The following is a 13,385-nucleotide window of genomic DNA, read 5'->3' as shown; positions in this document are numbered from 1 at the left end:
TTTACTCAAAGAACTTGGCGTTGCTGCCTAACTGCGGCTTCAAGTCCGAAGGGGATTGCGGCTGGCAGACCAGCACAGCAGAGAACCTACCACCACCATCGCCACTCCGGGCCAGAAAGCGGCTGAGGGCAGGGTATTGAGCCACAAGCTGGCAATCAATATCGATAGCAGTGGTGTGAAGTAGGACAGAGCAGCCACTAATGTGGCATTGCCCTTTTTCATGGCAATATCCCAACACAGATAGGCCAGCGCAGTGTTGGCTCCCATAAGTAACAGTTCAAACGTTGCCCGTGTGGTGAAATGCAACTTGCCGGGGGTCAGCATAAAGAACATGACCCACAAACACAGGGCGCAGGCGAGTAAAAACAGCGGCAACGCCCCTGGCCCACGGCTGTACAAACGGACCAGATTGGAATAAGCCGCCCAGGTAAACGCCGCGATGAGAGCCAGGCTGTAGGCCAGAGGGTTACTGCTGACATTGGTGCTCAATACGTTGATATCTAGCCCGTTTCCACCGCTGACTACCCAGATTACACCGAATAGAGCAAGTGCAACTCCCAGCCATAACCACCAACGGGCGCGCAGCTTAAGTAATGGAACTGCTAACAGCAAGGTTAAACTCGGCCACAGGTAATTGATCAGGCCAATTTCCAGTGTCTGCTGACGGTCATTAGCCATACCAATAGCCAAAGCGAACGCCACCATATACACCACAAATAGCAAACCACAACCGTACAGATAAGCTGGATGCTGTCCACGTAACGTAGGTTTACCCGCCACCAACCACACCAAAACTCCACTCACGCTGTAAATTGCCGCTCCGGCCCCAAACGGACCCAAGGTTTCAGATAGTCCGCGCGTCAAAGCGACACTCATGCTCCAAAGTAGGATTGCAATAATGCCATACAGGGTGGGGAGGCGGTTCATTCCAGGGGTCATTCCTTGAGTTGGAGGTATTAACCGGGCAAAAAGAGTTATGCCCGATTAATTGGTTTCTTGTCTGACTTATTACTGATTAATAACATATAAATACAGTGGTATTACCGGCAACGTATCACATTTCTGGCACATTACGGCCATAGTAAATTTCCTGCATCTCTTTATATAACAGGCGAGTAATACGTTCTCTTTCTGCGGCACTCAGCTCTTCCGGCTTGGCGTTAAACAGATAATGCTTCAAATCGAAGTCTTTCAACATCATCTTGGTATGAAAGATGTTTTCTTGATAAACATTCACATCCATCATGTGATACAGCGACTTCATATCGTCAGACATGAAATTCTGAATCGAGTTGATCTTATGATCGATAAAATGCTTTATCCCATTGATATCACGGGTAAAACCCCGTACGCGATAATCCATCGTAACAATGTCGGACTCCAACTGATGGATAAGGTAATTCAGGGCTTTCAGCGGTGAAATCACTCCACAGGTAGAGACTTCGATATCTGCGCGGAAAGTGCATAACCCCGCTTCAGGGTGGCTTTCTGGGTAGGTATGAACGCAGATATGGCTCTTGTCCAAATGGGCAACCACTGCACTTGGCAGCGGGCCGGGGTGCTCAGAGGTATCAACATCGCGCGGATCGACCGGTTCTTCGCTGACCAGAATGGTAACACTCGCCCCCTGAGGGTCGTAATCCTGACGTGCGACATTCAATATATTTGCGCCAATGATCGAGCAGGTTTCGCTCAAGATCTCGGTCAGGCGGTTGGCGTTGTACTGTTCGTCAATGTAGGCGATATAGCCATCGCGGTCGTCTGCGGTCTCGGCATAACAAATATCGTAAATACAAAAACTCAGGCTTTTGGTCAGGTTGTTGAAGCCGTGTAGTTTAAGCTTGGACAATTTAGTTCACCTCCTTATTTGGCTGTTAAGGCATCCAGCAGATACTGCGGCAAGGCAAAGCTGCCGACATGAATGGCTGGGTTATAGTAGCGGCAGTTTAGGCCTGCTTCAGCAAAACGCTGTTGTAGCGTGGCAAGATCCAGCTGACGCAGCGAGGGGTTTTGAGTCGCCCACGCGAAGGTCATAATACCGCCATAATAGGTCGGAATTGCGGCCAGATAAAAACTGACATCACTGAAATAGTGGCTAAGCTTATTGTGGCTGCCGACGGCTTCATCCTGTTGTAGGAAGCATACGCCGTTTTGTGCCACAAAAATGCCGCCTTGGTTCAGGCTACGAGCACATCCCTGGTAGAAAACTGAGGTAAACAGGCTTTCTCCTGGGCCGATGGGATCGGTACAGTCGGAGATGATGACATCGAATTTTTCAGTGGTCTGGTTAACGAAGTTAACACCATCATCAATAACTAATGTGAAACGAGGATCGTCATAGGCCCCCGCACTGTGATTCGGCAGATATTGGCGGCAGAACTCCACGACACCGGCGTCAATTTCCACCATGGTAATCTGTTCGATATTTTTATGGCGGCTGACTTCACGCAGCATGGCACCATCACCACCACCGATGATAAGCACCTTCTTCACCTGACCGTGGGCCAGTAAAGGCACATGAGTCATCATTTCGTGATAGATAAACTCATCGCGCTCGGTCGTCTGAACCACGCCATCCAGTGCCATGACACGGCCCAGCACGGGATTTTCAAAAATCACCAGATCCTGATGCTCGGTTTTCTCGTGGTACAGCACATTTTCTACTGAAAAATACTGACCGAAGTTGGCATGCAATGTTTCATACCATAGTTCTTTCTGTGACATGTTCGGGGCTTCTCCTTCGCAGTAACAGCCATGAAAAATGGGGGGCAACATCATAGCCAACTCTGGATGAGGTTGCACGGTGGAATTTCAGACTGAAAGGGTAAAGGCGGGATTGTTAGTTCGCGTAAGCCAATAAACTCAACGAGTCACGGGCCAGAGACTTGCATTTGGTAGGAACTGGAATAGCAATACCACGCAGGTCGCGATAACTCTCTTCGCCCAACGCTTTCATATTAAAGCTATTATAGTTACGCAGGTCCCAGCGATTTTGCTGAGCAAAATAGACGATAGCCCGTTTGATTTCGTTATTGGGTAATTCGTTATAACCACAATCATTTTTCAGATAGACAAATACCGCAGTCAGATCCGCAAGATCTTCTGCTTCGGATTCACTTAATGCAGAACTGGCAGATGAAAATCCGCACAGAGTAAGCAGCAGCATAACTAACGTTGTTCTTTTCATAGCGGAAACAGGCTTGTTCATTGTTAACAGACGTTATCACACTGTGATGGTTCAGAGTAAATTTTATTATACCCTTCGTACTTGAAGCCGCAGGGGTGTTAGCGATGCAGGTGACTCTCCCGCACCCTGGACCTTGCCAGGCGAGGTTAGTGCAAGCAGATTTATCACCAGAATCACTTACCTGATTTGGATTGACTCACCAAGTGATTGATTACATCTTGACCTTCCTGTAAGGGGAGGGTTTAAGCTCACAGACTGCTGTTTTTGTGTCTTGCAGGCACTCACTCATTATCAAGATGGAGACGACCATGCATCGCCGTGATTTTATTAAGTTAACGGCAGCTCTTGGAGCCGCCACTTCACTGCCGTTATGGAGCCGCGCGGCCTTGGCCGCAGATTTATCACCACTGCCTATTCCGCCTCTGCTCCAGCCCGATGCCAATAGCAAAATTAATTTGAATATCCAGACCGGTACTGTGGCCTGGCTACCCTCCGCAGCAACGCAGACCTGGGGTTATAATGGCAATCTACTGGGGCCTGCCATCCGTTTGCAACGAGGCAAACCGGTCACTATTGATATCACTAATTCCCTACCAGAAGCGACCACGGTGCACTGGCACGGACTGGAAATCCCCGGCGAAGTGGACGGTGGTCCACAGGCACTGATTCAACCCGGCACAACCCGGCAGGTTGTTTTTAGTGTCGATCAACCGGCGGCTACCTGCTGGTTCCATCCCCACACTCATGGGAAGACTGGCCAGCAAGTGGCCATGGGCTTAGGCGGATTGGTCCTGATCGATGACAATGAGAGCGAGAAACTTCCTCTGCCAAAGCTGTGGGGTGTAGACGATATTCCGGTTATTTTGCAGGATAAATTACTGGGTAAAGATGGGCAGATTGATTATCAGTTAGATGTGATGACGGCGGCTGTTGGTTGGTTTGGCGATCGGATGTTTACCAATGGAGCACATTATCCGCAGCAAATCACCCCACGCGGTTGGGTGCGACTAAGGCTGCTCAATGGCTGTAATGCCCGCTCCCTTAATTTGGCACTCAGCGATGGCCGCCCGATGTATGTGATTGCCAGCGACGGTGGCTTACTGGCCGAGCCGGTAGCCGTGCGTGAGTTGCCAATACTGATGGGTGAACGTTTTGAGGTGCTGGTGGATACTGCTGATGGTAAGCCGCTTGATCTGGTTACTTTGCCAGTGAAACAGATGGGTATGACCCTGGCCCCGTTCGATAAGCCATTACCGGTATTGCGCATTCAGCCATCACTGGCCGCGGGTAGCAAGGTGCTCCCGGATTCGCTGGTTGTGGTGCCGGCATTAGCCGATGCCACTGGCTTGCAAGAGCGCTGGTTCCAACTGATGATGGATCCGAAATTGGATATGTTAGGGATGCAAGCGCTGATGAGCCGTTATGGTATGCAAGCAATGGCTGGCATGAACATGGGTAACGGTGCCATGAATGGCATGGATCACAGCAATATGGCCGGTATGGAGAGTGGCGCGATGAAAGGCGCGGCGGCTTTTGATTTCAGCCATGCCAATATGATTAACGGCAAACCGTTCTCGATGATTGAACCGGCGTTTGACGCGAAGCTCGGGAAATTCGAGAAGTGGACCGTTTCTGGTGAAGGCGACATGATGTTACATCCCTTCCATGTCCACGGGACACAGTTCCGTATTTTGACAGAAAACGGCAAACCACCGGCAGAGCATCGCCGTGGCTGGAAAGATATTGTACGAGTGGAAGGTGCGCGCAGTGAGATATTAGTGCGTTTTAGTCACCTCGCACCAGCCAGTATGCCTTATATGGCCCACTGCCATCTGTTGGAACATGAAGATACTGGCATGATGTTGGGCTTTACCGTCAGCGCTTAGGGGGTATCAACAGGTTATGTGTGCGGCGGGTGAGTCCGTCGCAACATCGCTTAGGCTATGGTAAACTCAGCGGCTTTCTTGTGGCAAGTAACGTAAAAAAGCGACGTAAATACTTATGAAACACACTGTAGAAGTCATGATTTCCGAGCAGGAAGTCAAAGCCCGAATTGCCGAATTAGGCCACCAAATCTCCGAACACTACCGCGATAGCGGCAGTGAAATGGTGCTGGTCGGGTTGCTCCGTGGCTCATTTATGTTTATGGCTGACTTATGCCGTGCCATTGATGTTTCCCATGAAGTCGATTTTATGACGGCCTCCAGCTACGGCAATGGCATGAGTACCACGCGAGATGTGAAAATCCTGAAAGATTTGGATGAAGATATCCGTGGTAAGGATGTGCTGATTGTTGAAGATATAATCGACTCCGGTAATACATTAAGTAAAGTGCGTGAAATTCTGCAATTGCGTGGGCCGAAATCACTGGCTATCTGCACGTTGCTGGATAAACCAGAGCGTCGCGAAGTTCAGGTGCCGGTTGAGTGGGTCGGCTTCGCCATTCCTGATGAATTCGTGGTGGGTTACGGTATCGATTATGCCCAGCGCTACAGGCATTTGCCGTATGTAGGCAAAGTCGTGATGTTTGACGAGTGATCAGGAGCGGCTACTGCGCGTCGCCATTTTGAGATTCCGCAGTACTCAGAATCCTCACGTAGCCATGATTTATAAAGTCATGGTGTACGCTCCGGTTCTTGCGTGCTGGGCGCACTCAAACTGACTTAGCTCGCTACGCCTTATTTGCCGATGGTCACTGCACGTCAATATTTTGAGTTCGAGTGTCTTTCGCAGCATTTAGGGATGGGATAGGGTGTGTTTTAACACCCTCCCGTAGCACTTATTAGTTTTGTCTGTTTGGTTGCAGTATTTTTGCCATTGCTTCGCGGTACTTTATTTCCAGTTCGCTTAGGCTGGTGGCCGAGACTTTCAAATCAGTCAGTTTGCCATCGTCAATACCATAGACCCAGCCGTGAATCATGGCTTTCTGCCCGCGCTTCCAGGCGGAACGGACAATGGTCGAATGACCCAAGTTATACACTTGTTCTACGACATTGATTTTACATAACATATTGCTGCGCTCTTCAGCTGGCAATTCACCCAGCAGTGAGCTGTGTTTAAACCAAAGATCCCGGATGTGCAGTAACCAGTTATCGATAAGCCCTAATTCAAGGTCTTTTTGCATAGCGGCTTCAACACCGCCACAGCCCAGGTGGCCACAGATAATGATATGCTCGACCTGCAAAACATCGATGGCGTATTGCACCACGGACAAGCAATTGAGATCCGTATGGATAACCAGATTGGCTACATTGCGGTGAACGAATAATTCACCCGCTTTCAGGCCGGTCAACTGTTCCGCGGGGACGCGGCTATCTGAACAGCCTATCCACAGAAAGCGAGGTTTCTGGGCTTGTGCCAGGTGTTCAAAAAAATCGGGGTCATCTTTACTGATTGAATTTGACCAGATGTCATTGTTCGCGAGAAGCTTCTCTATTTCTTTCATTAATGTAAATAGCCTGTAATGAACGGATTGCGATAGGATAATATACGGCAACGATAACGATTTTGAAATCGGAACAGTGACCCTGTTGATCGCGCAATTTTCGTCTGCGTAACATCTTCTCGGTATCGACCCATGATCCCTTCTGCTCCCCGTAACTTGCCCTGACAGGCGAGCTAAGTCAGGCATGGGTATGCTGTTATCGCTGAGAAACTCATAGAATAAGGTTCTTTTTTACTTATGACATATGCACTGGAAATAACGCAACTAACCAAAACCTATGCAGGTGGCGTTCAGGCACTACGTGGCATTGATCTGCGCGTAGAGGCAGGTGATTTTTATGCCCTGCTTGGGCCGAATGGTGCGGGTAAATCGACCACCATTGGCATTATCAGTTCATTAGTGAACAAAACGTCCGGTAAGGTACAAGTTTTTGGTTACGATATTGATAATGATATCGTGAATGCCAAACGCCAACTTGGGTTAGTACCACAGGAGTTTAACTTCAACCCATTCGAGACGGTGTTGCAGATTGTGATTACCCAAGCGGGGTATTACGGCGTCACACGGCGTGAGGCGTTACAACGTGCCGAGAAATACCTCACTCAGTTGGATTTGTGGAGCAAACGCAATGAGCGCGCTATCCGGCTGTCGGGCGGGATGAAGCGCCGTTTGATGATTGCGCGTGCGCTGATGCATGAGCCGAAGTTGCTAATCCTTGATGAACCTACCGCTGGGGTGGATATCGAGTTACGCCGCTCGATGTGGGGGTTCCTGAAAGAGCTGAATGCGCAGGGGACTACCATCATTCTGACTACCCACTATCTGGAAGAAGCAGAAATGCTGTGCCGTAACATTGGTATTATCCAGAATGGTGAACTGGTGGAAAATACCACCATGAAGCAGTTGCTTGGCAAACTTGAGTCAGAAACCTTTATTTTTGATTTGGGTATTAAAAGCCCGCTACCTAAGCTGGAAGGTTATGGTTATCGTCTGACAGACACCTCAACGCTGGAGGTTGATGTTAAGCGTGAGCAAGGTCTGAATGGTTTATTCAGTCAATTGAACGCTCAGGGAATTCAGGTACAAAGTATGCGCAACAAGGCTAACCGTCTGGAAGAGCTATTTGTCACCTTGGTTAATGGTAACGGGGGAGAGAAAGCATGACCCGCCTATATTGGGTAGCATTACAGAGTATTTGGATCAAAGAAATTACGCGTTTTGCTCGTATCTGGATTCAAACACTGGTACCACCGGTGATTACTATGTCGCTCTATTTCGTTATTTTCGGCAACCTGATTGGTGCCCGAATTGGTGATATGGGCGGTTTTAATTATATGCAATTTATCGTTCCCGGCTTGATTATGATGGCGGTTATCACCAACTCATATGCCAACGTCGCTGCATCGTTCTTTGGTGCTAAATTCCAGCGCAGTATTGAAGAGTTGCTGGTAGCTCCGGTACCCACACATATTGTGATTATCGGTTATGTCGGTGGTGGGGTCGCCCGTGGGATCTGTGTCGGTATTCTGGTAACGATTATCTCACTGTTCTTCGTACCGTTGCATGTCCACTCTTGGTCAATGATTGCACTGACATTGATGCTGACGGCCATTCTGTTTTCCCTCGGTGGGTTACTGAATGCGGTATTTGCCAAAACGTTCGATGATATCAGCCTGGTGCCTACTTTTGTGCTGACCCCCTTGACGTATCTGGGCGGGGTATTTTACTCGCTATCATTACTGCCCCCTTTTTGGCAGGTGGTATCGAAACTAAATCCCATTGTGTACATGATAAGTGGGTTCCGTTATGGCTTCCTTGGGATTTCTGATGTGCCATTGGTATTGACCATTGGTGTTTTGGTGGTATTCATCGCGGTGTTTTATGCGTGGGCTTGGTATTTGATAGAGCGTGGTCGTGGGCTACGCACCTAATACCCTTCGGCCTTGACGTTACAGCGGTGTTGGCTACGTTCACTTACCCGAATCACTTACTGATGTAAGCTCATCGGGATGCGCTGACTTACCGCCTTGCTGTAACGCCAATGACTTTGGGTATTCTTTTCGGCCTTGACGTTACAGCGGTGTTGGCTACGTTCACTTACCCGAATCACTTGACCTCTGTAAGCTCATCGGGATGCGCTGGCTTGCCGCCTTGCTGTAACGCCAATGACTTTGGCTATTAGCAGAGATTGATCGTGAATTATTAGTTAGTTAATTGTTGTTAATACTGGAATTTAAACGTAATAAATAATGTCCCCATCTAATATCGTCTTTCTCAACTTCTGGCGTCTCGTGCTATGCTGGCGCACCAGATTTTCCCCTTTTCAATTCAGCGCCAAATGCGCATAAGTAGAACGATAATGTGGCATAAAAACAGAATAGCTATTGGGATGCTACTCGGTCTTGTCATGTCGGTAATGATACCGGCAACCCATGCAGATCTCTTACCTGATGAAGCAACACTTACGCCTAAATATATGGTTGCACAGCGTGATAGCGAAATATATTCACTGGTTGGTGAGAAGGTCATTCCTGTCGGTGAGATTAAAGAAGATCAACTTATTCAGGTTTTACCCGCTGCGGCAGAATACTATGAATTTAAATTTGGTAATGGCATCGGCTTTATTGATAAGGACGATTTAGAAGATATCAACAAAGCACGAAAAACCAACGATATCTTGGGTGATCTGAATAAACCCCTGCCCAATCAAAATATATTGATCAAGCGCGAAACTCCTGTCTATCTGGCGGCGGATGTGCGCAGTGAGCAGTTTGCTACGCTGGTAGATAACTTGCGTTACCCTATCGTGGGTAAATTGAAAGACCGGTTAGGGAATACCTGGTATCAGGTCAATATTGGTGATCGCTTAGGCTATGTCAGTAGTGTCGATGCTGAAATCGATAACGGCATCCCGATCCTGACCTATCACCATATGTTGAAGAATGAGGAGAATAGACGTTTCCTCAATACATCAACCACCACCTCTGATGCGGCATTCAGTAACCAGATGACCTATCTCAAGCAGACAGGTTACGACACGATTTCGCTCTATCAGCTTGAAGGTTATCTCAATAACAAGATTAATCTGCCCGCAAAAGTTGTAGTACTGACCTTTGACGATGGTCTTAAATCGGTCCACCGCTACGCATATCCTATATTGAAAGAAAATGGCTTCCGGGCTACGGCATTTATTATTTCATCACGAATTAAGCGCCATCCACAAAAATGGAACCCTGATTCATTACAGTTTATGAGTATCTCTGAATTGAAAGAGATTCAGGATGTATTTGATGTTCAGTCTCATACTCATTTCTTACACCGGACTGATAATAAACGTAACCCTATCTTATTGAGTCGTTCTTATCACAATATTGTTTTTGATTTTGAACACTCACGACGAGCGTTATCTCAATTTAATCCGCACGTGATCTTTCTGTCATATCCCTTTGGTGGTTTTAACCAAACCGCAATCGATGCGGCGAAAAATGCGGGTTTCCATTTGGCGGTGACCACCCTACAAGGCAAGGTAAAACCGGGTGATAATCCGTATACCCTTAAACGGCTATATATTTTGCGTACTGATTCAATACCGACCATGGCTGAACGTATTGCCAATGAACCGGGTCAGATACCCGTACCTGCCGCACCGACAGTGATGGAATCAGATTAGCTGTTTGATAGTGTGAGTTTATGATGTGAAAAAGGCGCTGTATTTAAGCGCCTTCTTTATGGTGCAACTGCACGTGTAAAGGGCAATTAAGCGACTTGAACCGGCACTGCTTTGGCCTTGCGTTGCAGTTGATTCTGACCTTCAAAATACGCCACTTTAGGGTGGTGCAATCGGGCATCAGCATCAGACATCTGTACGTAGGAACAGATGATCAGCTTATCACCGACACAAGCACAACGCGCCGCGGCACCATTCACCGAGATAATCCGTGAACCGCGTTCGGCGGCGATAGCATAAGTGGAAAAACGCTGACCATTATCAACGTTATAAATATCAATGGCTTCGTATTCCAGAATGCCTGCGGCTTCCAGGAAATCCTGATCGATAGCGCAGGAACCTTCATAGTGCAAATCAGCTTGAGTGACTTTGACCCGATGCAGTTTGCCTTGCAACATAGTGCGTATCATAACTCTTACCTTTGACCCCGGTTATTACCCAGAATAAGTCTGGCATCCTATCCCATCATCGATTGATTTAGGGAGAAGCATCCAGTTTTGCTGATTTTATACCGCTTGTCTATGACTCAGCGATTGAGTGATAAAAACAGCGGCTTAAAACGGGTCTACGGCTGGCTGAACAGGGTTATGTGATCAAACCCCCGATCCCATGCTCTCTCGGTTGCTTGTGCAGGCGTTGGTCGCAAAGATAGGGATGCTTTGGTGCCATCAGGGGTGGAGATTGAGTATTTATTGGTGTTAATGTTAATTATTATATTTAATATAAATGCGCCATTATTATCAGTAATAATGAAATGTTGCTCTTGCTCATTCGGGCTATCAGGATGAGAAAATCTATCTTCATATCCTGGTGCTGCTAACTGTTTTAATTGATTAAACGCTTTTGCTATGTTGCCGCGAATTTCCTCCGGGTTCATTGCATCGGTATTATTCACAGGATGGCACAGTTGATAGAGACAATCCAATGCTTCAGCATGATGGGTACAACAGAAAAAGTCCTTTATTATCTCCCATAGACTCATCGATGGTGGTGTTGTGTTTTTCGCTATATTTGCGATGACTGAGTGACTAATCTCAGTAGAAAACAGAGGGTTTCCAACCCTAATTTCCATCTTCAATCCCCTTTTATTTATTCGATGTATTACATACCAAAGACAGAGAAAATGCTTTCGGGTTAACACCTTGTTTAGTGAAGAATAAGAGGAGCAGGGAAAGGGGATGTGCGGTGAAAACCGGGCTAGGCCGCTATTCACCGCAGTCTGGGGTTAACTACGTAAATCAACCTGTTGGTTATCAATCAGGCGTGCTTTACCCAGCCAGGCGGCCAGCAGGATAACGGCTTGTTTACTGTCGACGGTCAATGGTTGCAAGGTGTGGGCATCGCGGATAAACAGTTCATCCGGGGTAAAACCGGCATGACGTAATTGCTCTGCGGTGTCAGCCAGCAAATCATCAATCTGCCTTTCACCCAAGATCAGTTTCTCGGCCAGAGCTTGCATTATCTTATTGAGCTGCGGGGCGATTTTTCGCTCTTCAGCCGTCAGATAGCCATTGCGGGAACTCAGTGCCAGACCATCTTTCGCCCGCACAATCGGCACCCCGACAATATTGATGTCATAGCCCATATCCGCCACCATTTTACGGATCAGTGCCAGTTGCTGATAATCTTTTTCACCAAAACAGGCAACATCTGGTTGCACCAGATTGAACAGTTTGCTGACGATAGTGGATACACCACGGAAATGGCCAGGGCGACTGGCACCTTCTAAAATAGTAGACAGGGCAGGGACGTCGACATAGGTCTGGCTTTCCAGACCGGCTGGATAGACATCGACTGCCGCAGGGGCGAATACCAGATCCACACCGTGACGGGTCAACTTCTCGCAATCTTCCTGCAAAGTGCGCGGGTAGCGAGCTAAATCATCCGGGCGTTCAAATTGCAGCGGATTGACAAAAATACTCACGACCACCACATCGGCACGGGTTTTGGCATCTTCCACTAATGTCATATGCCCTTCATGCAGGTTACCCATGGTTGGTACCAGTGCAACTCGCTTTCCTTCCTGACGCCAACGGCGAATTTGTTGGCGCAATAGCGGCAGGGTTTCAATAATCAGCATTCTTTTCTCCGATACCGGTCATCTTTCAAATTGCAGGTGGTGGTTACTCGACCCATTCATGGGCCTCGCCTCTGCTTGCCGCCTTCCTGCATCTTGAAATCTATTGGGTATAAATAGGATGTAATAGCAGCGTATTATCAGCAAAATTTACTGGAATGTATGTTCTTCCGCCGGATATAGGCCACTTTCAACTTCCTGAATATACAGCTTAATGGCGGCGCGAATATCACCGGCACTTTGTGCCAGGAAATTCTTACTGAATTTAGGGGTATGACCGCCAGTAATGCCCAGCGCATCGTGCATAACCAGTATCTGCCCGTCAGTGACATTACCAGCACCAATACCAATCACCGGAATAGCCAGCTCTTCGCTAACCCGTTTTGCCAGTTCTACTGGCACGCATTCCAGTACCAATAATTGCGCCCCCGCGAGTTCAAGTGCCAGTGCATCTTTCAGTAGCTGATTCGCTGCTACTTCTTCGCGGCCTTGTACTTTGTAGCCACCGAAGATATTAACTGACTGCGGGGTTAATCCCAGATGTCCGCATACCGGAACGGCACGTTCAGCGAGCATGCGCACTGTATCACATAACCAGCTACCGCCTTCCAGTTTGACCATATTGGCCCCGGCGCGCATCAACTCTGCGGCATTAGTAAATGTTTGCTCTGGTGTGGCATAACTCATGAAGGGCATATCGGCCAATAATAGGCAATGAGGCGCACCTCGGCGCACCGCACGGGTGTGATAAGCCACATCCGCGGTGGTGACTGGCAGAGTCGAGTCGAAGCCTTGTAACGTCATACCGAGCGAATCACCCACCAGCAGTACCTCAATACCTTGCTCGACAAACAACTGGGCAAAACTGGCATCATAGGCCGTCAGTGTGGCGAACTTACGCTTTTCTTGTTTCCATTGACGCAAGTGGCTCATGGTGGTGGCTTTCATC

At 48.0% G+C, this 13,385-nt stretch carries 14 protein-coding genes; 5 read left to right on the top strand and 9 right to left on the bottom strand.

The window, feature by feature from the left end; all coding sequences use genetic code 11:
- Nucleotides 1-39 precede the first annotated feature (39 nt).
- The 4 genes from yddG to V2A85_RS04845 all read right to left on the bottom strand — a co-directional run bounded on the left by yddG (nucleotide 40) and on the right by V2A85_RS04845 (nucleotide 3,187).
- Nucleotides 40-927 (bottom strand): aromatic amino acid DMT transporter YddG, encoded by an 888-nt coding sequence (gene yddG, locus V2A85_RS04860; protein WP_372558024.1) that lies wholly within the window; start codon nucleotides 925-927, stop codon nucleotides 40-42.
- 127 nt (nucleotides 928-1,054) lie between these two features.
- Nucleotides 1,055-1,849 (bottom strand): adenosylmethionine decarboxylase, encoded by a 795-nt coding sequence (gene speD, locus V2A85_RS04855; RefSeq protein ID WP_420070970.1) that lies wholly within the window; start codon nucleotides 1,847-1,849, stop codon nucleotides 1,055-1,057.
- A 14-nt stretch (nucleotides 1,850-1,863) separates the two neighbouring features.
- Entirely contained in the window at nucleotides 1,864-2,724 is an 861-nt protein-coding gene (speE, locus tag V2A85_RS04850; protein WP_420070969.1) for a polyamine aminopropyltransferase, read from the bottom strand.
- Between the two features lie 115 nt (nucleotides 2,725-2,839).
- Nucleotides 2,840-3,187, bottom strand: a complete 348-nt coding sequence (locus tag V2A85_RS04845) for a YacC family pilotin-like protein (RefSeq protein ID WP_016266377.1) — start codon at nucleotides 3,185-3,187, stop codon at nucleotides 2,840-2,842.
- A 308-nt stretch (nucleotides 3,188-3,495) separates the two neighbouring features.
- On the opposite strand from V2A85_RS04845, the gene cueO reads away from it, so the two are divergent.
- Nucleotides 3,496-5,073, top strand: a complete 1,578-nt coding sequence (gene cueO / locus V2A85_RS04840; RefSeq protein WP_420070968.1) for a multicopper oxidase CueO — start codon at nucleotides 3,496-3,498, stop codon at nucleotides 5,071-5,073.
- 115 nt (nucleotides 5,074-5,188) lie between these two features.
- Complete coding sequence (hpt, locus tag V2A85_RS04835) at nucleotides 5,189-5,725, top strand: hypoxanthine phosphoribosyltransferase (protein WP_372558028.1); 537 nt, start codon at nucleotides 5,189-5,191, stop codon at nucleotides 5,723-5,725.
- 244 nt (nucleotides 5,726-5,969) lie between these two features.
- On the opposite strand, the gene can is transcribed toward hpt, so the two are convergent.
- Complete coding sequence (gene can, locus V2A85_RS04830; RefSeq protein WP_372558029.1) at nucleotides 5,970-6,632, bottom strand: carbonate dehydratase; 663 nt, start codon at nucleotides 6,630-6,632, stop codon at nucleotides 5,970-5,972.
- Nucleotides 6,633-6,869: 237 nt separating this feature from the next.
- Between can and V2A85_RS04825 the strand changes: the two genes are divergently transcribed.
- The 3 genes from V2A85_RS04825 (at nucleotide 6,870) to V2A85_RS04815 (ending at nucleotide 10,302) form a co-directional block, all read left to right on the top strand.
- Nucleotides 6,870-7,796 (top strand): ABC transporter ATP-binding protein, encoded by a 927-nt coding sequence (locus V2A85_RS04825; RefSeq protein WP_083160468.1) that lies wholly within the window; start codon nucleotides 6,870-6,872, stop codon nucleotides 7,794-7,796.
- Nucleotides 7,793-8,563, top strand: a complete 771-nt coding sequence (locus V2A85_RS04820; protein WP_372558030.1) for an ABC transporter permease — start codon at nucleotides 7,793-7,795, stop codon at nucleotides 8,561-8,563. The genes V2A85_RS04825 and V2A85_RS04820 overlap by 4 nt, the downstream gene beginning before the upstream one ends.
- 428 nt (nucleotides 8,564-8,991) lie before the next feature.
- Nucleotides 8,992-10,302 carry a polysaccharide deacetylase family protein gene (locus tag V2A85_RS04815; RefSeq protein ID WP_420070967.1) on the top strand — a complete coding sequence of 437 codons (1,311 nt, stop codon included), beginning with the start codon at nucleotides 8,992-8,994 and terminating at the stop codon, nucleotides 10,300-10,302.
- 86 nt (nucleotides 10,303-10,388) lie between these two features.
- Here the strand turns inward: V2A85_RS04815 and panD are convergent, their stop codons facing one another.
- The 4 genes from panD to panB all read right to left on the bottom strand — a co-directional run bounded on the left by panD (nucleotide 10,389) and on the right by panB (nucleotide 13,384).
- On the bottom strand, nucleotides 10,389-10,769 hold the full coding sequence (gene panD, locus V2A85_RS04810; protein WP_032905470.1) for an aspartate 1-decarboxylase: 381 nt from the start codon (nucleotides 10,767-10,769) through the stop codon (nucleotides 10,389-10,391).
- A 155-nt stretch (nucleotides 10,770-10,924) separates the two neighbouring features.
- A complete protein-coding gene (locus V2A85_RS04805; protein WP_420070966.1) occupies nucleotides 10,925-11,431 on the bottom strand; it encodes a hypothetical protein in 507 nt (168 codons plus the stop codon).
- A 153-nt stretch (nucleotides 11,432-11,584) separates the two neighbouring features.
- The gene (panC, locus tag V2A85_RS04800) at nucleotides 11,585-12,439 is read right to left on the bottom strand and encodes a pantoate--beta-alanine ligase (protein WP_420070965.1); all 855 of its coding nucleotides are present in this window, start codon (nucleotides 12,437-12,439) and stop codon (nucleotides 11,585-11,587) included.
- Nucleotides 12,440-12,586: 147 nt separating this feature from the next.
- A complete protein-coding gene (panB, locus tag V2A85_RS04795) occupies nucleotides 12,587-13,384 on the bottom strand; it encodes a 3-methyl-2-oxobutanoate hydroxymethyltransferase (protein WP_083160460.1) in 798 nt (265 codons plus the stop codon).
- Nucleotide 13,385 lies beyond the last annotated feature (1 nt).

Origin of the sequence: Yersinia sp. 1252 StPb PI (genome assembly GCF_048593885.1) — a bacterium.
GTDB classification, from domain to species: domain Bacteria; phylum Pseudomonadota; class Gammaproteobacteria; order Enterobacterales; family Enterobacteriaceae; genus Yersinia; species Yersinia enterocolitica_E.
Note: the sequence above shows the minus strand (reverse complement) of the source record. Positions and strands in the feature narration are given on the sequence as shown.

Excerpts from the sequence above, each read along its gene's own strand:
- V2A85_RS04845 (WP_016266377.1), bottom strand. The coding sequence starts at position 3,187 with ATGAAAAGAACAACGTTAGTTATGCTGCTGCTTACTCTGTGCGGATTT.
- yddG (WP_372558024.1), bottom strand. The coding sequence starts at position 927 with ATGAACCGCCTCCCCACCCTGTATGGCATTATTGCAATCCTACTTTGG.
- speE (WP_420070969.1), bottom strand. The coding sequence starts at position 2,724 with ATGTCACAGAAAGAACTATGGTATGAAACATTGCATGCCAACTTCGGT.
- cueO (WP_420070968.1), top strand. The coding sequence starts at position 3,496 with ATGCATCGCCGTGATTTTATTAAGTTAACGGCAGCTCTTGGAGCCGCC.
- hpt (WP_372558028.1), top strand. The coding sequence starts at position 5,189 with ATGAAACACACTGTAGAAGTCATGATTTCCGAGCAGGAAGTCAAAGCC.
- panB (WP_083160460.1), bottom strand. The coding sequence starts at position 13,384 with ATGAAAGCCACCACCATGAGCCACTTGCGTCAATGGAAACAAGAAAAG.
- V2A85_RS04815 (WP_420070967.1), top strand. The coding sequence starts at position 8,992 with ATGTGGCATAAAAACAGAATAGCTATTGGGATGCTACTCGGTCTTGTC.
- V2A85_RS04805 (WP_420070966.1), bottom strand. The coding sequence starts at position 11,431 with ATGGAAATTAGGGTTGGAAACCCTCTGTTTTCTACTGAGATTAGTCAC.
- V2A85_RS04820 (WP_372558030.1), top strand. The coding sequence starts at position 7,793 with ATGACCCGCCTATATTGGGTAGCATTACAGAGTATTTGGATCAAAGAA.
- V2A85_RS04825 (WP_083160468.1), top strand. The coding sequence starts at position 6,870 with ATGACATATGCACTGGAAATAACGCAACTAACCAAAACCTATGCAGGT.
- can (WP_372558029.1), bottom strand. The coding sequence starts at position 6,632 with ATGAAAGAAATAGAGAAGCTTCTCGCGAACAATGACATCTGGTCAAAT.
- panC (WP_420070965.1), bottom strand. The coding sequence starts at position 12,439 with ATGCTGATTATTGAAACCCTGCCGCTATTGCGCCAACAAATTCGCCGT.
- panD (WP_032905470.1), bottom strand. The coding sequence starts at position 10,769 with ATGATACGCACTATGTTGCAAGGCAAACTGCATCGGGTCAAAGTCACT.